This window comes from Streptomyces noursei (assembly GCF_001646665.1).
In the GTDB taxonomy this organism is placed as follows: Bacteria; Actinomycetota; Actinomycetes; order Streptomycetales; family Streptomycetaceae; genus Streptomyces; species Streptomyces lavendulocolor.
Map to the genome: position 1 here is coordinate 148,257 of NZ_LWBU01000017.1, position 23,128 is coordinate 171,384.

Here is a 23,128-nt window from a genome sequence, read left to right on the forward strand (position 1 = left end):
CCGGCCCGTGGCCGCGCGGGACGCGTCAGGACGCGAGGACCTCGTCGAGCAGGGCCTCGGCCTTGTCCTCGTTGGTGTTCTCGGCGAGTGCGAGCTCACTCACCAGGATCTGGCGCGCCTTGGCGAGCATGCGCTTCTCTCCGGCGGAGAGACCGCGCTCACGCTCACGGCGCCACAGGTCGCGCACCACTTCGGCGACCTTGATGACATCGCCGGAGGCGAGCTTCTCGAGATTTGCCTTGTAGCGACGGGACCAGTTCGTCGGCTCTTCGGCGTACGGCGCGCGAAGCACCTCGAAGACCCGGTCCAGTCCGTCCTGACCGACCACATCGCGCACGCCGACGAACTCCGCGTTGTCCGCTGGCACACGAACCGTCAAGTCGCCCTGGGCGACCTTGAGCACCAAGTAGGTCTTGTCCACGCCTTTGATCTGGCGAGTTTCGATGGCCTCGATCAGCGCGGCCCCGTGATGGGGATAGACCACGGTGTCGCCAACCTTGAACGTCATGTGACAGGTACCCCTTCCGTGGCTATCCAGGGTAACACGGATACGGCTTCTTCTGAATGGCGTTTTCGCAGGTCAGGGCATATCTCGGGGCTTGACAACAGCGATGCGAACGTGCTTCGGAGGGCTTCCGGAAGGGGGTATTCGCAGGTCGGAGCGGCTGCGCGGGCGGCCCGAAACGGGCACGTCACACCCCTTGACGGGACGCCGCGCGGGTCGAATCATCCCGATATGTCGGGTTCCACGAGGTGAACTTCCCGTACTCCGTTCGGCCGCCGCTCACTCGTACGGACGGCAGTCCCGGTTGTTTGTCGAAATTGACGGCCACGGGCCGCGCGTTGACGGCGGAGCTTGATCGGGAGCGCGATCGGGAGGGGCTTTTCCCGGGAATGCGGGACGGCCGCGGAATTGATCAAGAGCGGTTTTGTGAACGCGGTGCGAAGAACCGGGACGGGCGGGCGCGCCGCCGGAGCGGGGCGGACGGGAGCCGAGCCCGAGGGGGGCGTGGGGCGGGTCGGGTGCGGGGCGGGGTGGAGGGGTCGGTAACCTGAGCGCGCCGACTGATCTCCGGGCCGTGTCAAGGCGGGTTCCGGGGTCGGCCGGACACAGCCAGTACCACCAGACCGTGCCCGTCCCTCCGTCCGTACGTCCTAGGAGTTGCCGCCGCCGTGAGCCGCAGCCTTCGACGCGGCGCCCTCGCCGCCACCGCCATCGTGTTCTCGATCGCCTCGCTCTCCGCCTGCGGTGCGGGCAACGACGCCCAGACCCTCGGGGTCAAGCCGGACAACGCCGCCACCTCGGTCGGCACCGTCAAGGTCCAGAACGCCGTCGTGATCACGCAGCCGAAGCCGGACGCGGAGGGTCCCGCCGTCGTGTCGGCGATGCTCTTCAACAACGGCGCCAAGGCGGAGACGCTGGAGGCGATCGAGCTGCCCGGCTCGAAGCTCCCGGTCAAGCTCACCGCCGCGGGCGGCTCCGGCCCCATCACCGTCCCCGCGGGCGGCTCGGTCCTGATCGGCGGCAAGAACAACGCGTCGGCGGTCATCGAGCAGGGCCGTGAGACGGCGAAGAACGGCGACGTGCAGGAGGTCGTCTTCAAGCTCAGCGAGACGGGTGACGTCCGGCTGAAGGCGTTCGTCGTCCCGGCGACCAGCTACTTCGCGGGCTACGGCCCGGAAGAGGTGCCGCAGAAGCCGGCGGAGCAGCCGTCGTCCACCCCGCCCGCGCCGCCGTCGGGCGCCCCCACCGCCAGCCCCAGCGGCTCCCCCGCCGCCCCGGACGCCCCGGCGGAGGGCGACGAGGCCCCGGAGGTCCCGTCGGACTCCGCCTCGGCCTCGCACGGCGAGGACCACTGACGTACGCGAAGGGAGGGGCGCCCCACCGGCCGGTGGGGCGCCCCTCCCTCATGTCCGCGCGGCCCGCGCTCCCGGGCGGGCGGCCCGGGCGGGGCGCTCCCGCGCCGGCGGACCGGGCACGCGGCGGGCACCCGGCCGGTCCGCCCGGCCCGCGGCGTCCCGCGCGGCCGGACCGGCGGGGCGCCGGCCCCCTCAGGGCTCGAACTTGTAGCCGAGGCCGCGGACGGTGACCAGGTACCTGGGGGCGCCCGGGTCCGGCTCGATCTTGGCGCGCAGGCGCTTGACGTGGACGTCGAGCGTCTTGGTGTCGCCGACGTAGTCCGCGCCCCACACCCGGTCGATCAGCTGCATCCGGGTCAGCACCCGGCCGGCGTTGCGCAGCAGCATCTCCAGCAGGTCGAACTCCTTCAGCGGCAGGTCGACCTTGCCGCCCGCGACGGTCACCACGTGACGGTCGACGTCCATCCGGACCGGCCCGGCCTCCAGGGCCGCCGGGGCGACCTCCTCCGGCTCGCCGCGGCGCCGCAGCACCGCGCGGATCCGGGCGACCAGCTCGCGGGACGAGAAGGGCTTCGTGACGTAGTCGTCCGCTCCTATCTCCAGGCCGACGACCTTGTCGATCTCGCTGTCCTTGGCGGTCACCATGATGACCGGGACGTTCGACCGGCCGCGCAGCTGGCGGCAGACCTCGGTGCCGGGCAGGCCGGGCAGCATGAGGTCGAGCAGGACGAGGTCGGCGCCGTTGCGCTCGAACTCATCCAGCCCCTCGGGCCCGGTGGTCGCCACGGCGACCTCGAAGCCTTCCTTGCGGAGCATGTAGGACAGGGCGTCGCTGAAGGATTCCTCATCCTCGACGACGAGCACTCGGGTCACGGAAGGACCTCCGGGGCTGTGAGCGGTTCGGTGGTGGTGTGGTCGTGGTGGGACCGCGTGGCGCGGTCCCGGCCGGCGCCGGCCTCGGGGAGGCGGAGGGTGAAGGTGGAGCCCTGACCCTCGGTGCTCCACACGGTGACCTCCCCGCCGTGCGAGGCGGCCACGTGCTTGACGATGGCGAGGCCCAGTCCCGTGCCGCCGGTGGCGCGGGAGCGGGCGGGGTCGACGCGGTAGAAGCGCTCGAAGATGCGCTCCTTGTCCTTGTCGGGGATGCCGATGCCCTGGTCGGTGACGGCGATCTCTATCAGGTCGCCGCCGGGCGCGGTGACGCGGCGGGCGGCGATGCCGACGCGGGTGTGGGCCGGGGAGTAGTTGACGGCGTTCTCGACGAGGTTGCCGAGGGCGGCGGCGAGCTGGCCGCGGTGGCCCCAGACGTGCAGGTCGGCGGTGCCGCCCGCGGCCATGGTGATCTGCTTGGTGGAGGCGGGCTGCCGGGAGCGGTCGATGGCCTCGGCGACCAGTTCGTCCACCCGGACGGGCTCGGCGTCCTCCAGCGGGTCGTCGTTCTGGACGCGGGAGAGGTCGATGAGCTCCTGCACGAGGTTGGTGAGGCGGGTGGCCTCTATCTGCATGCGCCCGGCGAAGCGCATGACCGCCTCGGGGTCGTCGGAGGCGTCCATGACAGCCTCGGAGAGCAGGGAGAGGGCGCCGACCGGGGTCTTGAGCTCGTGGCTGACGTTGGCGACGAAGTCGCGGCGTACGGCTTCGATGCGGCGGGCCTCGGTGAGGTCCTCGACCAGGAGCAGGACGAGGCGGGAGCCGAGGGGGGCGACGCGGGCGGAGACGGCGAGGGCCTCGCCGCGTCCGGTGCCGCGGCGGGGGAGGTCCAGCTCCACCTGGCGTATCTCGCCGTCGCGGCGGGTGTCGCGGGCCATGTGGAGCATCGGCTCGACGGCGAGCTTGCCGCCGCGGACGAGCCCGAGGGCGTACGCCGCCGAGCTGGCCTTGACGACGGAGTCGCTCTCGTCGAGGACGACCGCGGAGGAGCGCAGCACGGACAGGACCGTGTCCACGCCGGGCGGCAGCACCGCGTCGGTGTGCAGGGAGGTCCTGGTGGGTCTGGCCTGGTCGCGCTCGCTCCAGCGGAACGCCAGCATGGCGATCACGCCGGTGCACGCCCCGGCGATCGCGGCCACTGCGGCGACCGCCGCGTTCACGTCCATGCGTCCAGGTTATGCGGGTGCTCGGACACTCTCCCAGCCGTCGGGGGGCGACCTCGGACAGTCGTCGCCCAGAGTTCACCGAGGGGAAAGTGACGGTTCACTTGTGAGGGAGGCCCCGGACTTTTTGGACTCCGACCGTGGGAGCGTGGGGGTCCGAGGCCCCACCGGACCCCTGTTGGGCGTAGTGAGAGAGGGACATCCATGCGGGACGCGTACCACGAGGAACTGGACTCGATCGGCGAGAGTCTGGTCGAGATGGCCCGGCTGGTCGGGTCGGCCGTCGGGCGCGCCACCACGGCGATGCTCGACGCGGATCTGAAGCTGGCGGAGGCCGTGATCGCCGCCGACCAGAAGGTCGACGACCTCCAGCACGAACTGGAGGCCAGGGCCATAGCCCTGCTGGCGCGCCAGCAGCCCGTCGCGACGGACCTGCGGATCGTGGTGACCTCGCTGCGGATGAGCGCGGACCTGGAGCGCTCCGGCGACCTGGCGCAGCACGTGGCCAAGCTGGCGCGGCTGCGGTTCCCGGACGCGGCGGTGCCGCGGGACCTGCACGCCACGATCCTGGAGATGGGCCAGCTGGCGCAGCGTCTGATGGCGAAGGCGGCGGAGGTCATCATCACCAAGGACGTCGACCTGGCGCTCCAGCTGGAGCACGACGACGACGAGATGGACCGGCTGCACCGGACGCTGTTCCAGCACCTGATGGACGACCGCTGGAAGCACGGCATCGAGACGGCGGTCGACGTCACCCTGCTGGGCCGCTACTACGAGCGTTTCGCCGACCACGCGGTGTCGGTCGCCAAGCGGGTGGTCTACCTGGTCACGGGCGAGCACGCCGACGAGCTCCAGCAGTCGGAGGCTCCGGTCGAGGGCGCGTAGGGGGTGGCCCGGGGGGTGCGGGCGCAGGGCGCGCCGGCGGGGGTTCGCACATCTGTGCGCCGTTGATGCGCCTTGGCGGCTGGGCATGCAATGGGGAGAGGCGACGTACGCCTTGGAACGTACGGCCTTCGAGGAGGGACCCCATGGCAGACACGCCCATGACCGACCCCGAGCAGGAAGTATCCGTCGAAGTGCTCCGCCTGCCCGTGCTGGGTGCCTGCGGCTGCGGCTCGGGCTGCGGCTGCGGGTGCCAGTCGGGCGCACCGTGCCAGTGCGGCGGCTGCTGCGGCTGACCGGCCGGGCGTTCCCGGCAGGGCCCCGTCCGTGCCCCGGGCGGGGCCCTTTCCCGTGCGCTCGGGCGGGGTGCGGGAAGCCCGGTCCGGTTGTTACCGGTGAGGACCCGTTGACATGGGTGGGCGGCCGGAGAAACGTGGCCCTCGGACGCCGCATCGTCCGTCCCGCAGGTGAAGACGGATCGAGGAGGCTGAGCGTCAGATGACTTCGACCAGAAAGCGCGTGGGCGCGGCGATCGCCACGGTGGCCGCTTCCTTCGCCCTCGGGCTCGGTGGCGCGAGCATCGCCGAGGCGAAGATCCAGCCGGTGGACGTCTCCTGTGAGAACCGGGGCGGCCAGGAGCCCGGCGGCCAGCAGCCGTCGTGCAAGGGCGGCGGCCTGGTGCAGGAGAGCGAGAACCAGAACCCGTCGGGCCACGCACCGCCCGGACAGAACTGACCGTCGCACAGGAGAGCGAGCCCCCGGCGCCATCTGCCGCGTCCGGGGGCTCGGCGCGTCCCGCGGCCCGGGCCGGGGCCCGGACGGACCGGCTCCCCCGCTCGCCCGGGGCGGGGCGGGCGGGGGAGCCGGTCACGCGGAGGGCGGGGCTCCCGCCCTACTTCTTCTTGCCCTGGTTCTTGACCGCCTCGATGGCCGCCTTGGCCGCCTCGGGGTCCAGGTAGGTGCCGCCCTTGACGAGGGGCTTGAAGTCGGCGTCCAGCTCGTAGGCGAGCGGGATGCCGGTCGGGATGTTCAGGCCCGCGATGTCCTCGTCGGAGATGCCGTCCAGGTGCTTGACCAGGGCGCGCAGGCTGTTGCCGTGGGCGGCGACGAGGACCGTGCGGCCGGCGAGGAGGTCGGGGACGATGCCGTCGTACCAGTACGGCAGCATGCGGACGACGACGTCCTTGAGGCACTCGGTGCGGGGGCGCAGCTCCGGCGGGATGGTGGCGTACCGGGCGTCGTCGGCCTGCGAGAACTCGTTGTCGTCGGCGAGGACCGGCGGCGGGGTGTCGTAGGAGCGGCGCCACAGCATGAACTGCTCCTCGCCGAACTCGGCGAGCGTCTGCGCCTTGTCCTTGCCCTGGAGCGCGCCGTAGTGCCGCTCGTTCAGGCGCCAGGAGCGGTGCACCGGGATCCAGTGGCGGTCGGCGGCCTCCAGCGCGAGCTGCGCGGTGCGGATGGCGCGCTTCTGGAGGGAGGTGTGCAGCACGTCGGGGAGCAGACCGGCGTCCTTGAGCAGCTCACCGCCGCGGACTGCCTCCTTCTCGCCCTTCTCGGTGAGGTTGACGTCCACCCAGCCGGTGAACAGGTTCTTCGCGTTCCATTCGCTCTCGCCGTGGCGGAGGAGGATCAGCTTGTACGGTGCGTCGGCCATGTGTACGAGATTAATGGACGCCGGGACACTTGACGGCTCCCGTCAAACGAGTGGCTCCCCGCGGTGCGCTGCCCGTAATTTTCACTCACCGGGTCGGCCACTTACGGGGGGTTACACATGTCCGTCTCCACGCTCAAACGGGCGGTGAGGGAGAGCGTCTCGGGCCTGCCGCGGGCCTTCTGGTGGCTGTGGGCCAGCACACTGATCAACCGGCTGGGCGCCTTCGTGGCCACCTTCATGGCCCTCTACCTGACCCTGGACCGGGGCTACTCCGCCTCGTACGCGGGTCTCGTCGCCTCCCTGCACGGCCTGGGCGGTGTCATGTCGTCGGTCGCCGGCGGGGTGATGACCGACCGGCTCGGCCGGCGGCCCACCATGCTGATCGCCCAGGTGGCCTCGGCCGTCTCCGTCGCCGTCCTCGGTTTCATGGAGCACCCGGTCGCCATCGCCGCGGTCGCCTTCTTCGTCGGCGCCGCCTCGAACGCCTCGCGGCCCGCCGTGCAGGCGATGATGGCGGACATCGTGCGCCCCGAGGACCGGGTGCGGGCATTCTCGCTCAACTACTGGGCGATCAACCTGGGGTTCGCCGTCTCGGCGGCGGGCGCCGGTTTCCTCGCCGAGTACAGCTACCTCGCCGGTTTCCTCGGCGAGGCCGCCCTGACCCTGGCCTGCGCGGTGCTCGTGTTCCTGCGCGTCCCGGAGTCCCGGCCCGTCCGCGCCGCCGCCGGCCCCGGGAAGGCCGCGGAGCCGGAGATCGGCATGGGCGGCGTGCTGCGCGACGGCCGGTTCATGGGCGTGGTGGGGCTGTCCTTCCTCATCTCGCTGATCTTCCAGCAGGGGTACGTGGGGCTGCCGGTCGCCATGGGCGCCGACGGCTTCGGCTCGGCGGACTTCGGGCTGGCCATGGCGGTGAACGGCGTCCTCATCGTGGCGCTCCAGATCCCCGTCACGCGCGTCATCGAGCACCGCGACCCGCGCGGACTGCTGATCGCCTCGTCGCTGCTCGCGGGGTACGGGTTCGGGCTGACCGCCTTCGCCGGGTCGGTCGGAGTGTACGCGCTGACCGTCTGCGTCTGGACGCTCGCCGAGATCGTCAACGCCCCGACCCAGACGAGCCTGGTGGTGCGCCTCTCCCCGCTCCACGGGCGGGGCCGCTACCAGGGCGTGTACGGCATGTCGTGGTCGGTCGCGGCGCTGATCGCGCCGCTGATGTCGGGGTGGACCATCGACCGGTACGGCGCGGAGTGGCTGTGGGCCGCGTGCGCGGTCATCGGGACGGTGGCCGGGCTCGGGTACTGGCTGCTGATGCGGAGCCTGCCCGAGGAGGACGGGACGCCCGCGCCGGTGCCGGCCGCGCAGGCCCCGGAGACGGTCGGCGCCTGAGGGGCGGCGGCCGGGAGGGGCGCACAGGTTCCGGGGGCGGACGGTCACGGGGGTGCCGTACGCCCCCGGTCGGCGGTGGCCGGCAGGGGTGTCGCCCGTCGGGGCGCGCCGGTGGGGGCTACTTGTCCGGGCGGGTCAGATGGGCGAACGCCTCCAGGTTGCGCGTGGACTCGCCGCGCGCGACCCGCCAGGCGTACTCCTTGCGGATCGCCGTCGCGAAGCCCAGCTCCAGGAGGGTGTTGAACGCCCCGTCCGCCGCTTCCAGGACCGAGCCGAGCACCCGGTCCAGCTCCTCCGGGGTGACCACGGAGAGCGGCAGTCTGCCGGTCAGGTAGACGTCGCCGAGGCTGTCGACCGCGTACGCCACGCCGTACAGCCGCAGGTTCCGCTCCAGCAGCCAGCGGTGGACGGCCGTCTCGTTCTCGTCGGGGTGCCGGATCACGAACGCGTTCAGCGACAGCGAGTGCCGGCCGAGGCGCAGCGACAGGGTGGTGGAGAGCTTGCGCGTACCGGGAAGGGTGACGACGTACGAGCCGGGCTCCGGGGACTCCCAGGTCAGCTCGGCGTCGGTCAGCGCGGATTCGATGATCTTCCGGGCGTCAGCCATGACGCGAGCGTACGCCACGGCGGTGTTCGTGCATGGCGGCGGTGTACACGTCCGCCGTACCCGCCGCCGCGGTGTCCCAGCCGAACGAGCCGGCGTGCCGGGCCGCCGCCTCGCCCAGGCGCCCGGACAGCGACGGGTCGGCGACGAAGCGGCGCAGCGCGGCCGCGTAGTCGCCCGGGTCGTGGCCGCGCACCAGGTAGCCGGTCGAGCCGTCGCGCACCGCCACCGGCAGCCCGCCCACCGAGGCGGCCACCACCGGCGTCCCGGCCGCCTGCGCCTCGATGGCGACGAGCCCGAACGACTCGCTGTACGACGGCATGACGAGCACCGACGCCGCCCGGAACCAGTCGGCGAGCCGTTCCTGGTCGACCGGCGGGTGGAAGCGCACCACGTCGGCGATGCCGAGGCGGGCGGCGAGCTTCTGCAGGCCCTCGGGCTTGGCCAGGCCGCTGCCGCTGGGCCCGCCGACGACGGGGACGAGCATCCGGCCCCGCAGTGACGGGTCCTGCTCCAGCAGCAGGGCGGCGGCGCGCAGCAGGATGTCGGGGGCCTTCAGGGGCTGGATGCGCCCGGCGAAGACGGGGATGAACGCGTCGGCCGGGAGTCCGAGCCGGGCGCGGGCGGCGGCCCGCCCGTCGGCCGGCCGGAACCGGTCGAGGTTGACGCCCGGATGCACGACGGCGACCTTCGACGGCTCGGCCTCGTAGAAGCGGACGAGCTCGTCGGCCTCCCCCGCGGTGTTGGCGATCAGCCGGTCGGCGGCCCGCACGATCTGGGTCTCGCCGATGACCCGCGCCGCCGGTTCCGGGGTGTCGCCGTGGGCCAGCGAGGCGTTCTTGACCTTGGCCATGGTGTGCATGGCGTGCACCAGCGGGACGCCCCACCGCTCGGCGGCGAGCCAGCCGACGTGGCCGGAGAGCCAGTAGTGGGAGTGGACCAGGTCGTAGTGGCCGGGCCGGTGCCCCGCCCAGGCCCGCATGACGCCGTGCGTGAAGGCGCACAGCTGGGCGGGCAGCTCCTCCTTGGCGAGCCCTTCGTAGGGGCCGGCGTCGACGTGCCGGACGAGGACGCCGGGCGCCAGCTCCACGGCCGGGGGGAGCCCGCCGGTGGTGGCCCGGGTGAAGATCTCGACCTCGATGTTGATCGCCGCCAGGCGCTTGGCCAGCTCGACGATGTAAACGTTCATGCCGCCGGCGTCGCCCGTGCCGGGCTGGTGCAGGGGGGAGGTGTGGACGCTGAGCATGGCGACCCGGCGCGGCGCCCGCGCCCGGCCGGGCAGCCGCAGCCGGTGGGGTCCGGCGGCCCGGTGCGGCCCGGCCAGGGTGCCGGCGAACCGGGACACGTACTGGCTCACGTCGGCAGTCCTTCCGCTGTGCGGGCATGGCAAGCGGAGGACACGCCCGCGCCTGTGCGTACGGCCCTCCCGACAGCGACAACAGCGGACGGGGTCCTCCGCATTTCCGCTTTGCCAATTCATTACGCGCGCGGGGAGGCGCCCGCGCGCGTACCGCACCGCCCGGCGCGGGGAGGCGCCCGCGCGTACCGCACCGGCCGGGGCTCCGGCCGCGCACCGCTTACCCTCGTGCCCATGGCCCCGCGCACCGCCCGCCCCGCCGGGACCCGCCCCGTCGGCACCCCGACCCGCGGGACCACCAACCCCAACCGCCTGCGCCGCATGGACCGGTGGATCGCCGCCGTCCACGGCGCCGGGCTGCGGCGTGCCGAGCGGGCCCCCACGGCGGTGGACCTGGGGTACGGGGCCGCTCCGTGGACCGCCGTCGAACTGCTCCGGCGGCTGCGCGACGACGCCGATCCGCGCACCCGGGTGGTGGGCGTCGAGATCGAGCCGGCCCGGGTGGAGGCCGCCCGGCCGTACGAGCGGGACGGGCTGACGTTCGTCCACGGGGGCTTCGAGGTCCCGGTGGACGGTTCCCCGGCGCTGATCCGGGCGGCGAACGTGCTGCGCCAGTACGACGAGGACCAGGTGGCGGCGGTGTGGGCGCGGCTGTGCGCGCGGCTCGCGCCGGGCGGGCTGCTGGTGGAGGGGACGTGCGACGAGATCGGGCGGCGTCACGTGTGGGTGGCGCTCGGGCCCGAGGGGCCGCGGACGGTGACGTTCGCCACGCGGCTCGCTTCGCTGGAGCGGCCGTCGGACCTGGCGGAGCGGCTGCCGAAGGCGCTGATCCACCGGAACGTGCCGGGTGAGCCGGTGCACGCGTTCCTGCGGGACTTCGACCGGGCGTGGGCGGCGGCCGCTCCGTACGCCTCGCTGGGGGCCCGGCAGCGGTGGATCAGGACGGCGGCGGACCTGGCGGCCGACTGGCCGCTGGTGGACGGCCGACGGCGGTGGCGCCAGGGCGAGGTGACGGTCCGGTGGTCGGCGCTGGCGCCGGGCTCGTACTGAGCGGAACGCTTCTCCACGATCTTTCGTCCCCCCTGTGGGTGACACCCTGTCGTTTTCGCCACCGCCGTGGCACCATCTCGATCGGCACCCGAAGTTACTGACGGTAAATCAGATGGGGAGATGGGGGACGTCCGTGAACCGACGCCGCTGTGCCACCGCCGCGCTCACCGTGGTCTGCGCGCTGACCGTGCTGGCGTCTCCGGCCCAGGCGGCGTACGCGGCGCCCGTCCCGCCCGTCGCCCCTCCCCCGCCCGTGGCGGCCACCCCGCCCCCGGCCTCCGCCACCTCGGGCAGGAGCCTCGAAGAGGTGCGCCGCGAGATCGACGCCCTCTACCGCCAGGCCGCCTCCGCCACCGACGCGTACAACCTCGCCGACGAACGGGCCAGGAAGCAGTCGGCCGAGATCGTCCGGCTGTCGCAGGCGATCGTGGACGGGCAGGCCCGGATCGCGGACCTGAGGAACCGGGCCGGTGCCGCCGCCCGCGCCCAGTACCGCAACGGCGGGATTCCCGACGAGGCGCAGCTCGTGCTCGCCGACGACCCGCAGCTCTTCCTGAGCGGCGTGGGCCGCCTCCAGCAGGGCCAGAAGGCCACCCGCGACCTCCTGGCCGAACTGGCGGGGCGGCAGGCCGACTTGGAGGCCTACACCAAGGAGGCCAGCGCGCACTGGACCCGGCTGGAGGCCAACCGGCTCCAGCAGGCCAGGACGAAGAAGCAGGTCGAGACCAAGATCGCTGCCGCGAAGGCGCTGGAGTCCCGGCTGGAGACCGAGGAGCGCGAGCGGCTGCTGAGGCTGGAGCAGGCCGAGCAGGCACGGGCGCAGACCGCGTGGCTCGGGTCCGGAGTGCTCGACCGGGCCGGGCGCGAGGCCGGGCCCCAGGGAAGCAGGGCGATCGCGTACGCGAGGGCTCAGCTCGGCAAGCCGTACGTGTGGGGCGCCGAGGGTCCGGGGTCGTTCGACTGCTCGGGGCTGACGTCGCAGGCGTGGGCCGCGGCCGGCACGGACATCCCCCGCACCTCGCAGGAGCAGTGGCGGCTGCTGCCCCGGATCGACGTCGAGGACATGCGCCCCGGCGACCTGATCATCTACCACGCGGACGCCAGCCACGTCGGCCTCTACATCGGCGACGGTTCGATCATCCACGCCCCCCGGCCGGGACGGAACGTGACGGTGGCGGGCGCCGGCTCGATGGCGATCCTCGGAGTGGTCCGCCCCGGCGGGTGACGCTTCCCGCGCCCCGCGCCCCGGCCGATGAGACCCGCGCCACCCTGTCGTATACGTCCGGGATGTGACGGGGCCTACACGCGGCGCGTGACGTTCGTCATGAGGGGCTGCCCAACTACCTCCCACTGCGCGGCATATGCCAACGGCTCTTCGCCGATCACCATTCCGTTCGGCCGCCGCGGGCCGCTATGGTCCCCGTCGGTGGTGTGTCGTCCGACGCGCCACCGTGCCCTCGGGGGGAGGGAAGGAAACCGAACCGATGCCCGTACCCGTACCGCGACAGAGGGTGAGCACGCCGAGCAGTCCCAGTGCCCCGGGCACGCCGGGCGGCTCGAGCACCCCGGACACCCCGGCGGCCGCCCCCGCCGCGCCCGGAACCAGCGACCTCGTCCTCCTGGTGATCGAGGACGACCCCGCGGGCACGTTCACCGTCCCCGAGCTGGTCGACCCGTCCGGCAACCGGGTCCGCATCCGCACCGCCCGCAACCTCACCGAGGCCGAGCGGCTGCTCACCGACGACGTGCACTGCGTGCTCGTCGACCTGGCGCTCGCCTCCTGCCGGACCGGCGACGACCGGCTCGGCGCGCTCCACCACGTGCTGCGCCTCGCGCCGCGCCACGCCGTCCTGGCGCTGACCCCGTCCGGTGACGCCGAGCTGGCGGCCGAGGCGGTACGCGTCGGGGCGCAGGACCACCTGTGCCGCGAGGAGCTGGACGGGCCGCTGCTCAGCCGGGCCATCCGGTACGCGGTGGAGCGCAAGCGGGCCGACTCGGTGCAGGTCAAGCTGGCCGAGTCCCGGCTGCGCGCGCAGGAGAACGCCCGCCTGGAGCGGGGCCTGCTGCCCACGCCGCTGCTCCAGGGCTCCGAGCTGCGCTTCGCCGCCCGCTACCGGCCCGGACGCTCCCGCGCGCTGCTGGGCGGCGACTTCTACGACACCGTCCGCACCCCGGACGGGACCGTGCACGCCATGATCGGCGACGTCTGCGGGCACGGGCCGGACGAGGCCGCGCTCGGTGTCGAGCTGCGGATCGCCTGGCGGGCGCTGACGCTGGCGGGCCTGTGCGGCGACGAACTCCTCTCGACGCTCCAGCAGGTGCTGGAGCACGAGCGGGACAACGAGGAGATCTTCGCGACCCTCTGCACGGTGGACATCGCGCCGGACGGGCGCCGCGCGGGGCTGTGCCTGGCGGGCCACCCCTCGCCGCTGATCGCCCGGCACGGCAGCCAGGCGCGCCTCCTGCCGTACGAGGACAGCGGTCCCGCCCTGGGGCTGCTGCCGCGCGCCCGCTGGCCGCGCCGCCAGGTGGAGCTGGGCGGCTCGTGGAGCCTGATGATGTACACGGACGGCCTGATCGAGGGCCGGTCGGCGGGCCCCGGCTCGCCCCGGCTGGGCCAGGACGGCATGGTCGAGATGATCAACCGCCAGCTGTCGCAGGGCCTCGGCGGCGAGGAGCTGCTGGAGGCCGCGGTGGCGGAGGTGCGGGAACTGAACGGCGGCGAGCTGACGGACGACGTGGCGGTGCTGCTGCTCGCCCGTGAGCGGACGGCCGCCGACCGGGCGGCGCGCCCGGACCGCGCGCCGGGCCGGCGCGCGTCCCGCCGCCGCTGAGCCCCGGGCCGGGGGCGCAAGGGGCCCGGTGGCGTGCGGAACGGCGGCGTGAGGGGCCCGCTGGTGCCGGGAGCCCGCGGCTTCAGGGCCCGGGGTGCCGGAGGCTCGCGCCGGTCGATGCGGTGACGCGGCCGGTCAGCGGCCGCCGTTGTACGGGCCGTAGGGCCCGTCGCTGCTCGACCCGCCGCGCCGGCGGCCCTTGCCGCCGGAGACCTGCTGGAGCGCGGGCCGTACGTCGACCATGAAGACGATCGAGGCGACGAGCCCGGCGATCTGCAGGAACAGCATCGGCACGAGCAGGTTCACCGCGACCGTGACGCCCAGGATGATCAGCCAGAACGTCTTGGTCTGCTTGTCGGCGGCGCGGTAGGCGTCCTCGCGGGCCGTGACCGCGATGAACAGCGCGACCACGGCGATCAGGAGCATCGCCAGGTTGAGCAGGAAGAGGAACGTGCTGAATCCAGCGAGCAACATGCTGAGCACCGCCTAGTCAGTGAAGGGGACACCTCGCGGCCAAGGTACCCGTACAACGTCCCGGCCACCCCGTACGTGCCCGGCCGGGGCCGCGCGCCGCCGGGGGTGACCGACGGGCGGGCGGACCCGGCCGGGTGCCGCGCCGGGGCGGACCGTCAGGAGTCCGAGGCCGTCGCCTTCTTCGCGGCGGGCTTGCGCGGCGCCGGGGCCTTCTTGGCCTGGGCGGCCTTCTTGGCGGCCGCCGCCTCCGGCTCGGCGGCGGCCCTGGGCTCCGGGTCGGGCTCGACGGCGATGGCGATCTCGTTGATCTCCTCGGCCGCCTCACCGCGCCACTGCTTCACGGCCTGCTCGCCGTGCTCGGCGACCTTTTCGTAGGCCTCCCGGGCCCGGACCGCGTACTCGGCGGCCACGCCGACGCCGCGCAGCGCCAGGTGCTGGGCGTTCTCGCCGAGCTTCTTGAGGTCCGTGTCCAGGGAGCCGAGCACCTCGGTGACCTTGGCCTGGGCCTCCTTGGCCTGGACGGTCACCTTCTCCTGCACGGCCTTGGGGTCGGTGTTGCGCACCGCGTCGATGCGGGCGGGCGCCTCCGCGGCGATCTGCTCGATCAGACCGGGCACCTTCCTGGCCTGCCGCACGGCCAGGTCGGCCGTACCGGCGGCGAAGTAGAGGGGCGTGCGGAGTTCTTCGATGATGGCCACGACTGTGGTCCTCCCGGATCGCAGAGTCAGAGTTCGGGTGAGGTGCCGTCCTCAGTGGTGTTGTCGGCACCTTTCGTCTCCGTATCGAGTCCGTTCTCCTTGCGGAACGATTCGTAGATCTGGAGCAGCACCTGCTTCTGCCGCTCGTTGATCGACGGGTCGGCGAGGATGACGGCACGCGTCTCCACGTCCTCGCGCTCCCGCTCGTCCAGGATTCCGGCCCGCACGTACAGCGTCTCGGCGGAGATCCGCAGGGCCTTGGCGACCTGCTGGAGCACCTCCGCGCTCGGCTTGCGCAGCCCGCGCTCGATCTGGCTCAGATACGGATTGGACACCCCGGCGGCATCGGCGAGCTGCCGCAGCGACAGCTGGGCGTTACGCCGCTGTTCGCGCAGGTACTCACCGAGATTGCCGACGTTGAGTGATGCCATGCCTCGATGGTGCACCCACTTGCTAACTATTGCAAGCGAGTGCTTGCAAGAGTGCACTATCGAGCCATCCACACCACCCCCTCGCACGGGGACGACGGTGTCCGTTCTCAGTAGATGTGGCGAGTCCCCGTGGTCCTGGCTAACGACCTGACGGAGTCCCGGCGAAGCTGGCCTGTACGGTCCACCGCATGGTTGACGAGTTCGATGTGGCTCAAGTTCTGCGCGGCGGGATACCCCACAGGGCACGAGCCTGGGCCTTCGTTCGGGACTTTGCCGCAACGTGGGCGGAGCCGCTCGCCGACAACGCCGGTGCGCGATTGGAGGAGCTGGAGCGAGCCGAAGAGACGCTGGGGCTCGCACTGCCGACTGCGTTGCGTGAGGCCTACTCGCTTCTCGGCACGCGCCACGACCTCACCGGCAACCAGGACCCTTTGCTACGGCCCTCCGAACTGTTCGTGCATGACGAGTTCGGCGGAGTACTCGTCTTCCGCACCGAGAACCAGGGGTGCGCATTCTGGGGAGTCCGACTGCGGGATCTCGACCAGGACGATCCGCCGGTGTTCGTCCAGTCACGGGACGGCTGGGTTCTCTTCCTGGAGCGAGTCTCCCTGACCTGGATCGAGCTCATCCTCAGCGAGACGCTACTCGGCCGCGAAGAACGGCTCTACAACGCCTGTGAACTTCCCGCCGGGCTGATCCGAGAGCTGCCGAGCCAGTTCTCGCGGGTGGAGTTTCCCGAGTACCCGATGTGGACGGGGAAGGAAGAGTCACCCGTGTGCTGGTTCTCCGCACCGGGGAAGCTCTTGCGGCTCGACGGCCTGAGTGACCACAGCTGGCTGCACGTCCGGGGGAGGACGCCGGCCGACCTGGAGTCGCTCTGCGCGACCGTTCCCGGGCACTGGGTACGTGGGTACTCAGAACCGTTGGAAGCCGACGAACTGCCTTTCTAGTCACCCGGTGGTCTGCTTGGATGGCTGGGAAGGTCTGTGAATCGAGCGCAACGGGGGTGTGGGAATGGCTGATCCGTACATCACTCTCAACGAGCTCGCCCAGGAGCTTCGGCCGATGTCACAGGGCATCGAGTGGTTCGAGAGCCTCTCCGCTGAAGAGCAGTCCAACACCCTGCGCCTCCTTTCACATTTCTGCATCCAGGCCCGCGCCACCACCGAGGACGGCCCGGAAAGTATCCGACGTGCCGGACTTCGCGCCACGCACACACCGGCAGTTCTGATCGCACGAGGGCGGATCGACCAGCAACTCGGGAAGATCGTCAGCCTCACTCCCCACGACGAGCGCCTCAAGTCATTCCGGCTACTGATCGCGGTGCTGGCCGTCGCCGACGGACGTCGACGGGAGCGCTACTGCTCCGACGGTTGCAGCCACGAATGGCATCGCCTGTCCGTCGACACCCTTGCCGAAACGCTGACCTGATTCCTCGAGCTGTCGCCCCTACCGGGCTAGCGGCCCCAGAGGAAACATCGCGCTCAGCCGAGGCAGTTTGCGCGCCGCCTCGGCTTCGCTCCGCACGTCCCACTGCTCGCCGAGCGGCCCTCGGCTGCGCCCCATATCGCCTTGCTCGGCTTCGACGGCTTCATAGAAGGCGTCGCCGCAGTCGTCGATGCCGGTAAGGAGCCCGTACGCCTCCTTGGCGGCGTAGTCGAGAGACTCCCACTCGGGCCAATCGTCGTTCCAGAGCTCGTGAGGGCGAGCCACCAGGCACTGGACCTCAGGGGCATCGGCCAGAGTGTCGGGATCGGCCACTGCCCGAGAAAAGGCGTCCCGGCCGAGCCCCACCATCCACAGGCCGAAGTAGCAGAACCCGTCGTCCGAACACCAGCCGCCGAAGATACGCTCCGCCGCAGCCCATAGATCCCAGGTGAAGGCTTCATGCGTCACTTCGTCCAGGCGAACCTGGAATTGCACAATCTCTGTCAGCGGCCTCCGCAACAACTCGTCACGCAACCACGCCAGGCCTTCGTCCCGGTCCCGCGTCTGCCGTCGGCACTCTTCGATGAGCTTCCAGAAGGAATCGATGTCCACGGCGGCACTGTGCCAGGCACCTCTGACACCGCGTGGTCGGCGAACTATGTTCGAGCAGTGGAGAACGCGGAGATCATCATCAAGCTCACCCCTGATGAGGCACTGGTCCTGTCCGATTGGCTGGAGAGGGTGCAGATGACGGACCTCAGCCGTCTCGTCGACGATGAGGCGGTCTGGGCACCCATTCATAGGCTGGCCGGCACGCTCGACAAGTCCCTGCCGGGGATCTTCGCGGCGGACTACGACGAACGCCTGTCTGCGGCACGTCGCAGGCTTCGACCCGCCTCAGACGATGCCGCCAATGATCACACAACCTCTGACTGAGCTGGCTCGCAGCATCACTCACTTGAGGGGTTTCATCCCAAAACTTCTGGTGGATTCCCGTTGATTCTGGACAGTGAAGTCCATGGGGCTGGGTGGGACGAGCGATACGGCACCGCTACACGTAGACGAATTCGAGGTCGGTTGGCGGGATGCCAGAGGTGAACACCGACGACCGCTGAGTGAGGCGGAAGAGGTCGAGTTCGAGACGGGACTACCAGTACGTGGCTTCCCTTCATACCGCGGTCAGCGGAACTTCCCGGGCCTGTACTGGTCGGCCACGACGGGCGGGCACGTGGTCGGCGTCCCGATCGACATGCTGCAACGCTCCCTCCCCGCCTTCGCCCGTCTCGCCGCCCGCGCCAACGGCACTGGAGAATCCGTCCACGCCCACTACGACCTCTACGTCGTCTGTCGGCTCTGCATGCTGCGACATGGCATCCACGAGCCCGTGCTGGCACACATGGCTCCGGCCCTTCGGCTCTGCCGCAGGCACGCCATCTGGCTCGACGGTGCATGCCACCCCCACGTCGGCCATCTCGACGGACTGATCAAGGCACAGCGCCAGCACTTCGGGCTGGTCCGTCGTTTCCCCGACACTATCGACATGGCCACGAAGGAGGCGGACAAACTCGTCCGCTCCTGGTTGATGACGAACTACCAGCCAGTTCTTCAAAAGCGTTGGCAGAAACGGCTGGTGCAGCTCCCTCGGGAGGAACCGCGCTACAGCGACGTGGTCCGCCAACGCCATGATGAGTGGGAGCGCATCGTGACCTACCCCGAGTTCGTCAGCCTCCTGGGACTCATCGCTGATCCACGTTGGCGAGCCCACCGCGTCCCCACTGACCGGCACGTCAGCGTTGAAGATCACCACGACGCCATCGCCGTCATTTTCGCCGAGGCCGAACGCCGGCTCTCCGTTCCGACGCTCCGCGTCATGCCCGAACGCAGGACCTTCCACAACGACCCCCTGTTCCGCTGGACCGACCCCAGCGGCAGAGTCCGCTTTCCACGCAGAGACGAACCGCACACCGTCATCCGACGTCCCAGCCACGCTGGATGAGCACAGGTCAACCGCACCGGCCGCCGCCAGTTCTACTGGGACACCATGAGGCCAGCGATCACACGAATTCCCACAACCACATGCGCTGGGACGCCAAGGACTCACGGTGTTCCGCTCCAACTGACGGGACTCTGGTCAGAGGCGTCGCTCTCCGCCGCTTCTACGGGGAACGGACAACGACGGGCGCTCAAGACGTCTCTTTTCGAACAATCCGCTACGGACCCACTGGGTACGCTGGGGGAATGACCGCCATGTCGCCCGCCCGTACCGAGCCCGACCTCTCCTTCCTCCTGGACCACACCAGCCATGTGCTGCGTACCCGGATGTCGGCCGCGCTGGCCGAGATCGGCCTCACGGCGCGGATGCACTGCGTCCTCGTCCACGCCCTGGAGGAGGAGCGCACCCAGATCCAGCTCGCCGAGATCGGCGACATGGACAAGACGACCATGGTGGTGACGGTCGACGCCCTGGAGAAGGCCGGGCTCGCCGAGCGCCGTCCGTCCAGCACCGACCGGCGCGCCCGGATCATCGCGGTCACCGAGGAGGGGGCCCGGGTCGCCCGGCGCAGCCAGGAGATCGTCGACCGGGTGCATCAGGAGGCGCTCGGGTCGCTGGACGCCGGGGACCGCGAGGTGTTCCTGCGGGCGCTCGGGCAGCTGGTCGGAGGGCATCTCGCCACCCCGGTGGAGGGCCCCCGGCCGGCCCGGCGGGCACGGCAGCGCGAGAAGTAGGCGTCACAGCATCCGAAACAGATCGTCTATAACAAAACTATCTGCTACGGTCTCTCCTGTCGGGTCCCATGACAGGAGAGACCGCCATGTCCCTCGCTCCACGCACCCTCGCCCTCGGCGTCATCGCCACCGGCATGCTGATGACCGTCCTCGACGGCAGCATCGTGACCGTCGCCATGCCGGCCATCCAGAACGACCTGGGCTTCTCCGCGGCCGGCCTCAGCTGGGTCGTCAACGCCTACCTGATCGCCTTCGGCAGCCTGCTGCTGCTGGCCGGCCGGCTGGGCGACCTCATCGGCCGCAAGCGGATGTTCCTCGCCGGAACCGGCGTGTTCACGGCCGCCTCGCTGCTGGCGGGCGTGGCGGGGTCGCCCGCCGTGCTGATCGCCGCCCGCTTCCTCCAGGGCGCCGGGAGCGCGATGGCCTCCGCCGTCAGCCTCGGCATCCTCGTCACGCTCTTCACCGAACCCCGCGAACGCGCCAGGGCCATCGCCGTGTTCAGCTTCACCGGCGCGGCGGGCGCCTCGCTCGGCCAGGTCCTCGGCGGAGTCCTCACCGACCTCCTGGACTGGCACTGGATCTTCTTCATCAACCTGCCGATCGGGGTCGCCGCGCTCGCCGTCGCCGTCCCCGCGCTCCCCGCCGACCGCGGCCGCGGAGGGGCCGCCGGCGCCGACGTGCTCGGCGCGGCACTGGTCACGGCCGGCCTGATGCTCGGCATCTACACGGTGGTCGGGGTCGAGACGTACGGCTGGACCTCCGCGCACACCCTGGGCCTGGGCGCCCTCTCCCTGGTGCTGCTCGTCGCCTTCGCCGTACGCCAGGCCACCGCCGCCGACCCGCTGATGCCGCTGCGGATACTCCGCTCGCGCAGCGTCGCCGGAGCCAACCTGGTCCAGGTCCTCATGGTCGCCGCGCTGTTCTCCTTCCAGGTCCTCGTCGCGCTCCACCTCCAGAAGGTCCTCGGGTACGGGGCCGCCGCCACCGGCCTCGCGATGCTGCCGGCCGCCGCCGTGATCGGTGCCGTCTCCCTCGGCGTGTCCGCCCGCCTCAACGCCCGCTTCGGCGAACGGACCGTCCTGCTGGCCGGACTGGTCATGCTGATGGGCGTCCTCGGACTGCTCACCCGCGTCCCGGTGGGGGCCGACTACGTCGTCGACCTGCTGCCCGTGATGCTGCTCGCCGCCGGCTTCGGGCTCGCCCTCCCCGCCCTCACCGCGCTCGGCATGTCGGACGCCGGCGAGGACGACGCCGGCCTGGCGTCCGGGCTGTTCAACACCACCCAGCAGATCGGCATGGCGCTCGGCGTCGCCGTCCTGTCCACCCTGGCCTCCTCCCGCACGGAGAGCCTGCTGGCGGCCGGCAGCGGACGGGCCGAGGCCCTCACCGGCGGCTACCGGCTCGCCTTCGGCGTCGGCACCGGGCTCCTCGTCGCCGCCTTCGCCGTCGCGCTCACCGTGCTGCGCCGGCCGCGCCCCACACCCGGCGCCCCCGCCGGGCAGCCCCTCAAGCCCGCCGCAACGGCGTAGGCAGCGGCAGGCCGTGCACCACGTCGAGGCGCGAGACCGCGCGGGTGAGGACCACGTACAGGCGGTTCAGCCCGCGCGGCTCGGCCGCGACCACCTCGGCGGGTTCGGCCACCACGACGTGGTCGTACTCCAGGCCCTTGGCGAGCGTGGCGGGCAGGAGCGTCACCCGGGGGCCGGTGAGGCCCGCGGCGTCCAGCGCGGCGCGCAGCCCGGCGACCGCCCGCTCGGCGGCGATCACGCCGACGGAGCCCTCGCGGTCCAGCGCCGCCCGCACCGCGGCGACCACGCCCTCCCGCACGTCCCGCACCTCGCGGAACGTCACCTCGCCGTCCCGGCGCAGCGACCGGCCGGGCGGCACGTCCACGCCGAGCGCGCCGAGCAGCCGGTTCGCCAGGGCCACGACCCCGGCCGGCACCCGGTAACCGGTCGTCAGGGCGACCACCGGCACCGACGTCCGCCCCAGGTGCGCCAGTTGCTCCGCCCAGTCGCGGGCGGCCCACGGGGTGGTGCCCTGCGCCAGGTCGCCGAGGACGGTCAGGGTGCCGAAGTCCGCGCGGCGGGCGATCGCCCGGCACTGCATCGGGGAGAGGTCCTGGGCCTCGTCGATCACGATGTGCCCGTAACCGGCGGGGCGTTCGATCAGCCCGGCCAGCTCGTCGAGCAGCAGCAGGTCGGCCGCGCTCCAGGGCGCCGAGCGGTACGAGCGCGGTGACCGCCGCCGGCGGATCGCCTCCCGCTCCGCGCCGGTGAGCGCCGGGTCGGACGGGTCGGCCAGCACCCCGGCGAGGACCTCCTCGGGCGTGACCTTCGGCCAGCAGGCGTCCACCAGCGCGGTCACGGCCCGCGTCCGCCCGATCCGCCGCGCCCACGCCGCGCCCCTCGGCCCGGCCCGCCGCTCCGCCCGCAGCCGGACCGCGGACACCACGCGGCTGAGCACCCGCTCCCTCCCCACCGCGTAGGGCGGCGCCTCCTCCCGTACCGCGGTGACGACGGCGGCGAGCTCGCCGGCCGGCACCCGCCAGCGGTAGGAGCCGTCCGGGACGACCAGGTCCTCGGTGGGCGGGGCGACCCGGGCGTACAGGGCGCGGTGCAGGACGCCGGCCATGCGGGCGTCGTGCTTGACCGCCTCGGCCTCGGGCGCGTCCGTCTCCCGCACCGGGTGGCCCCGGTCGATCTCCTCCTCGATCGTGGACTGCCGGACGTCCGACTCGCCGAGCGCGGGCAGGACTTCGGAGACGTACGACAGGAACGTGCGGTTGGGGCCGAGGATCAGCAGGCCGCCGCGCCGGATGCGCTGCGGGTGGGTGTAGAGCAGGTACGCGGCCCGGTGCAGCCCCACGGCGGTCTTCCCGGTGCCGGGGGCGCCCTGGACGCAGAGGGACTCGGTGAGCCCGGCCCGCACCAGGTCGTCCTGCTCGGGCTGGAGGGTGGCCGCGATGTCGCGCATGGGCCCGACGCGGGGGCGCTCGATCTCCCCGGTGAGGATCGCGCCGGGCGGGGCGTCCTCCCCGGCGGCCAGGTGCTCGTCCTCCAGCCCGGTCAGGTCGGCGGAGTCGCCGTCGCTGAACGGCGCCCACCCGAACCGGCGGCGCACCAGCACGCCCTGGGGGTCGCGGGTGCTCGCCCGGTAGAAGGCGCGGGCGACGGGGGCGCGCCAGTCGACGACCAGGGGCGGCGCCGCCGGGTGCTCCCCGATGCGGCGGCGGCCGATGTGGTGGTGCCGGCCGTCCTCGTGGTCGACGCGGCCGAAGAACAGCGGGCCCGGTGCCTCCTCGCGCAGCGCCTTGGCGCGGCTGCGCAGGTGACGGCCGAGGGTCTCCGCGTCGGCGCCCGAGGCGGAGACGTCCTCGCCGGTGACGACGTGGTGGGCGGCCCCGTCGATCATGCGGCTCAGGGCGGCGCGGCAGGCGTCGTGGTGGGCCCGTTCCCTGCTCAGTTCCTCGTCGAGTGATGTCATGGGCCCAGAATAAAGCAACTCGGTAATATTTTTGTCTCGGTTGCTCAATGCCGGGGACGAGTGGCACGCATGGTGATGGCATGCGTACGCACCGGTAACGGCCGAGCGTCCATTGACACTCTCCGTGTCCGGAAGCTAACTTCACGGCGTCGTCGCCACACCAGGAG

At 71.9% G+C, this 23,128-nt stretch carries 25 protein-coding genes; 14 read left to right on the forward strand and 11 right to left on the reverse strand.

From position 1 onward, the window contains the following. Positions 1-25: 25 nt before the first annotated feature. Complete coding sequence (locus A4V12_RS02825) at positions 26-508, reverse strand: CarD family transcriptional regulator (RefSeq protein ID WP_003953493.1); 483 nt, start codon at positions 506-508, stop codon at positions 26-28. Positions 509-1,173: 665 nt separating this feature from the next. Between A4V12_RS02825 and A4V12_RS02830 the strand changes: the two genes are divergently transcribed. After that, complete coding sequence (locus tag A4V12_RS02830) at positions 1,174-1,860, forward strand: hypothetical protein (protein ID WP_064067556.1); 687 nt, start codon at positions 1,174-1,176, stop codon at positions 1,858-1,860. Positions 1,861-2,052: 192 nt separating this feature from the next. Here the strand turns inward: A4V12_RS02830 and A4V12_RS02835 are convergent, their stop codons facing one another. Then, on the reverse strand, positions 2,053-2,733 hold the full coding sequence (locus A4V12_RS02835; protein WP_064067557.1) for a response regulator transcription factor: 681 nt from the start codon (positions 2,731-2,733) through the stop codon (positions 2,053-2,055). Then, on the reverse strand, positions 2,730-3,956 hold the full coding sequence (locus tag A4V12_RS02840; protein WP_064067558.1) for a sensor histidine kinase: 1,227 nt from the start codon (positions 3,954-3,956) through the stop codon (positions 2,730-2,732). Before A4V12_RS02840 ends, A4V12_RS02835 begins: the two co-directional genes overlap by 4 nt. A 201-nt stretch (positions 3,957-4,157) precedes the next feature. Here A4V12_RS02840 and phoU point away from each other — a divergent pair, with 201 nt between their 5' ends. From phoU to A4V12_RS02850, 3 genes are all read left to right on the forward strand, one after another. After that, positions 4,158-4,838 (forward strand): phosphate signaling complex protein PhoU, encoded by a 681-nt coding sequence (gene phoU / locus A4V12_RS02845; RefSeq protein WP_064067559.1) that lies wholly within the window; start codon positions 4,158-4,160, stop codon positions 4,836-4,838. 143 nt (positions 4,839-4,981) lie between these two features. Further along, complete coding sequence (locus A4V12_RS37900) at positions 4,982-5,131, forward strand: hypothetical protein (protein ID WP_199831205.1); 150 nt, start codon at positions 4,982-4,984, stop codon at positions 5,129-5,131. Positions 5,132-5,333: 202 nt separating this feature from the next. Then, on the forward strand, positions 5,334-5,570 hold the full coding sequence (locus A4V12_RS02850; RefSeq protein WP_064067560.1) for a hypothetical protein: 237 nt from the start codon (positions 5,334-5,336) through the stop codon (positions 5,568-5,570). A gap of 157 nt (positions 5,571-5,727) precedes the next feature. Here the strand turns inward: A4V12_RS02850 and A4V12_RS02855 are convergent, their stop codons facing one another. Then, positions 5,728-6,489: a phosphoglyceromutase gene (locus A4V12_RS02855; RefSeq protein WP_064067561.1), complete on the reverse strand. Its 762-nt coding sequence runs from the start codon at positions 6,487-6,489 to the stop codon at positions 5,728-5,730. 117 nt (positions 6,490-6,606) lie between these two features. On the opposite strand from A4V12_RS02855, the gene A4V12_RS02860 reads away from it, so the two are divergent. Then, positions 6,607-7,872, forward strand: a complete 1,266-nt coding sequence (locus A4V12_RS02860) for an MDR family MFS transporter (RefSeq protein ID WP_064067562.1) — start codon at positions 6,607-6,609, stop codon at positions 7,870-7,872. 118 nt (positions 7,873-7,990) lie between these two features. On the opposite strand, the gene A4V12_RS02865 is transcribed toward A4V12_RS02860, so the two are convergent. Together A4V12_RS02865 and mshA are read right to left on the reverse strand one after the other, a co-directional pair. Beyond that, entirely contained in the window at positions 7,991-8,479 is a 489-nt protein-coding gene (locus A4V12_RS02865) for a YbjN domain-containing protein (protein WP_064067563.1), read from the reverse strand. Then, positions 8,472-9,833, reverse strand: a complete 1,362-nt coding sequence (gene mshA / locus A4V12_RS02870; RefSeq protein WP_064067564.1) for a D-inositol-3-phosphate glycosyltransferase — start codon at positions 9,831-9,833, stop codon at positions 8,472-8,474. Before mshA ends, A4V12_RS02865 begins: the two co-directional genes overlap by 8 nt. Before the next feature lie 234 nt (positions 9,834-10,067). Between mshA and A4V12_RS02875 the strand changes: the two genes are divergently transcribed. The 3 genes from A4V12_RS02875 (at position 10,068) to A4V12_RS02885 (ending at position 13,717) form a co-directional block, all read left to right on the forward strand. Next, the gene (locus A4V12_RS02875) at positions 10,068-10,883 is read left to right on the forward strand and encodes a class I SAM-dependent methyltransferase (protein WP_064067565.1); all 816 of its coding nucleotides are present in this window, start codon (positions 10,068-10,070) and stop codon (positions 10,881-10,883) included. A gap of 133 nt (positions 10,884-11,016) precedes the next feature. After that, on the forward strand, positions 11,017-12,108 hold the full coding sequence (locus tag A4V12_RS02880) for a C40 family peptidase (RefSeq protein ID WP_064067566.1): 1,092 nt from the start codon (positions 11,017-11,019) through the stop codon (positions 12,106-12,108). A 259-nt stretch (positions 12,109-12,367) separates the two neighbouring features. Beyond that, positions 12,368-13,717 (forward strand): PP2C family protein-serine/threonine phosphatase, encoded by a 1,350-nt coding sequence (locus A4V12_RS02885; RefSeq protein WP_064067567.1) that lies wholly within the window; start codon positions 12,368-12,370, stop codon positions 13,715-13,717. A gap of 135 nt (positions 13,718-13,852) precedes the next feature. Here the strand turns inward: A4V12_RS02885 and A4V12_RS02890 are convergent, their stop codons facing one another. The 3 genes from A4V12_RS02890 to A4V12_RS02900 all read right to left on the reverse strand — a co-directional run bounded on the left by A4V12_RS02890 (position 13,853) and on the right by A4V12_RS02900 (position 15,320). After that, positions 13,853-14,191, reverse strand: coding sequence for a DUF2516 family protein (locus tag A4V12_RS02890; RefSeq protein WP_064067568.1), 339 nt, complete (start codon positions 14,189-14,191; stop codon positions 13,853-13,855). Between the two features lie 155 nt (positions 14,192-14,346). Beyond that, positions 14,347-14,889 (reverse strand): hypothetical protein, encoded by a 543-nt coding sequence (locus tag A4V12_RS02895; protein WP_064067569.1) that lies wholly within the window; start codon positions 14,887-14,889, stop codon positions 14,347-14,349. A gap of 26 nt (positions 14,890-14,915) precedes the next feature. Then, complete coding sequence (locus A4V12_RS02900) at positions 14,916-15,320, reverse strand: helix-turn-helix domain-containing protein (RefSeq protein WP_064067570.1); 405 nt, start codon at positions 15,318-15,320, stop codon at positions 14,916-14,918. Between the two features lie 188 nt (positions 15,321-15,508). Between A4V12_RS02900 and A4V12_RS02905 the strand changes: the two genes are divergently transcribed. Next, positions 15,509-16,270, forward strand: coding sequence for a hypothetical protein (locus A4V12_RS02905; RefSeq protein WP_064067571.1), 762 nt, complete (start codon positions 15,509-15,511; stop codon positions 16,268-16,270). Between the two features lie 64 nt (positions 16,271-16,334). Next, a complete protein-coding gene (locus tag A4V12_RS02910; protein ID WP_064067572.1) occupies positions 16,335-16,751 on the forward strand; it encodes a DUF5958 family protein in 417 nt (138 codons plus the stop codon). Positions 16,752-16,769: 18 nt separating this feature from the next. On the opposite strand, the gene A4V12_RS02915 is transcribed toward A4V12_RS02910, so the two are convergent. Then, positions 16,770-17,360: a DUF4240 domain-containing protein gene (locus A4V12_RS02915; RefSeq protein WP_064067573.1), complete on the reverse strand. Its 591-nt coding sequence runs from the start codon at positions 17,358-17,360 to the stop codon at positions 16,770-16,772. Positions 17,361-17,417: 57 nt separating this feature from the next. Here A4V12_RS02915 and A4V12_RS02920 point away from each other — a divergent pair, with 57 nt between their 5' ends. The 4 genes from A4V12_RS02920 to A4V12_RS02935 all read left to right on the forward strand — a co-directional run bounded on the left by A4V12_RS02920 (position 17,418) and on the right by A4V12_RS02935 (position 21,004). Then, positions 17,418-17,684 (forward strand): hypothetical protein, encoded by a 267-nt coding sequence (locus A4V12_RS02920; protein WP_064067574.1) that lies wholly within the window; start codon positions 17,418-17,420, stop codon positions 17,682-17,684. An 82-nt stretch (positions 17,685-17,766) separates the two neighbouring features. After that, positions 17,767-18,744 carry a hypothetical protein gene (locus tag A4V12_RS38245; RefSeq protein WP_234372047.1) on the forward strand — a complete coding sequence of 326 codons (978 nt, stop codon included), beginning with the start codon at positions 17,767-17,769 and terminating at the stop codon, positions 18,742-18,744. A 242-nt stretch (positions 18,745-18,986) separates the two neighbouring features. Then, positions 18,987-19,475, forward strand: a complete 489-nt coding sequence (locus tag A4V12_RS02930; protein ID WP_064067576.1) for a MarR family winged helix-turn-helix transcriptional regulator — start codon at positions 18,987-18,989, stop codon at positions 19,473-19,475. An 86-nt stretch (positions 19,476-19,561) separates the two neighbouring features. After that, positions 19,562-21,004, forward strand: coding sequence for an MFS transporter (locus A4V12_RS02935; RefSeq protein ID WP_234372048.1), 1,443 nt, complete (start codon positions 19,562-19,564; stop codon positions 21,002-21,004). On the opposite strand, the gene A4V12_RS02940 is transcribed toward A4V12_RS02935, so the two are convergent. Beyond that, positions 20,982-22,961: a HelD family protein gene (locus A4V12_RS02940; RefSeq protein ID WP_064067578.1), complete on the reverse strand. Its 1,980-nt coding sequence runs from the start codon at positions 22,959-22,961 to the stop codon at positions 20,982-20,984. The two genes, A4V12_RS02935 and A4V12_RS02940, sit on opposite strands and share 23 nt — an antisense overlap. Between the last annotated feature and the right edge of the window lie 167 nt (positions 22,962-23,128).

What these genes read in the sequence shown, in the direction of transcription:
- A4V12_RS02825 (WP_003953493.1), bottom strand. Translation starts at nt 508, where the DNA reads ATGACGTTCAAGGTTGGCGACACCGTGGTCTATCCCCATCACGGGGCC.
- A4V12_RS02840 (WP_064067558.1), bottom strand. Translation starts at nt 3,956, where the DNA reads ATGGACGTGAACGCGGCGGTCGCCGCAGTGGCCGCGATCGCCGGGGCG.
- phoU (WP_064067559.1), top strand. Translation starts at nt 4,158, where the DNA reads ATGCGGGACGCGTACCACGAGGAACTGGACTCGATCGGCGAGAGTCTG.
- A4V12_RS37900 (WP_199831205.1), top strand. Translation starts at nt 4,982, where the DNA reads ATGGCAGACACGCCCATGACCGACCCCGAGCAGGAAGTATCCGTCGAA.
- A4V12_RS02850 (WP_064067560.1), top strand. Translation starts at nt 5,334, where the DNA reads ATGACTTCGACCAGAAAGCGCGTGGGCGCGGCGATCGCCACGGTGGCC.
- A4V12_RS02855 (WP_064067561.1), bottom strand. Translation starts at nt 6,489, where the DNA reads ATGGCCGACGCACCGTACAAGCTGATCCTCCTCCGCCACGGCGAGAGC.
- A4V12_RS02860 (WP_064067562.1), top strand. Translation starts at nt 6,607, where the DNA reads ATGTCCGTCTCCACGCTCAAACGGGCGGTGAGGGAGAGCGTCTCGGGC.
- A4V12_RS02865 (WP_064067563.1), bottom strand. Translation starts at nt 8,479, where the DNA reads ATGGCTGACGCCCGGAAGATCATCGAATCCGCGCTGACCGACGCCGAG.
- A4V12_RS02875 (WP_064067565.1), top strand. Translation starts at nt 10,068, where the DNA reads ATGGCCCCGCGCACCGCCCGCCCCGCCGGGACCCGCCCCGTCGGCACC.
- A4V12_RS02885 (WP_064067567.1), top strand. Translation starts at nt 12,368, where the DNA reads ATGCCCGTACCCGTACCGCGACAGAGGGTGAGCACGCCGAGCAGTCCC.
- A4V12_RS02890 (WP_064067568.1), bottom strand. Translation starts at nt 14,191, where the DNA reads ATGTTGCTCGCTGGATTCAGCACGTTCCTCTTCCTGCTCAACCTGGCG.
- A4V12_RS02900 (WP_064067570.1), bottom strand. Translation starts at nt 15,320, where the DNA reads ATGGCATCACTCAACGTCGGCAATCTCGGTGAGTACCTGCGCGAACAG.
- A4V12_RS02905 (WP_064067571.1), top strand. Translation starts at nt 15,509, where the DNA reads ATGGTTGACGAGTTCGATGTGGCTCAAGTTCTGCGCGGCGGGATACCC.
- A4V12_RS02910 (WP_064067572.1), top strand. Translation starts at nt 16,335, where the DNA reads ATGGCTGATCCGTACATCACTCTCAACGAGCTCGCCCAGGAGCTTCGG.
- A4V12_RS38245 (WP_234372047.1), top strand. Translation starts at nt 17,767, where the DNA reads ATGGGGCTGGGTGGGACGAGCGATACGGCACCGCTACACGTAGACGAA.
- A4V12_RS02930 (WP_064067576.1), top strand. Translation starts at nt 18,987, where the DNA reads ATGACCGCCATGTCGCCCGCCCGTACCGAGCCCGACCTCTCCTTCCTC.
- A4V12_RS02935 (WP_234372048.1), top strand. Translation starts at nt 19,562, where the DNA reads ATGTCCCTCGCTCCACGCACCCTCGCCCTCGGCGTCATCGCCACCGGC.
- A4V12_RS02940 (WP_064067578.1), bottom strand. Translation starts at nt 22,961, where the DNA reads ATGACATCACTCGACGAGGAACTGAGCAGGGAACGGGCCCACCACGAC.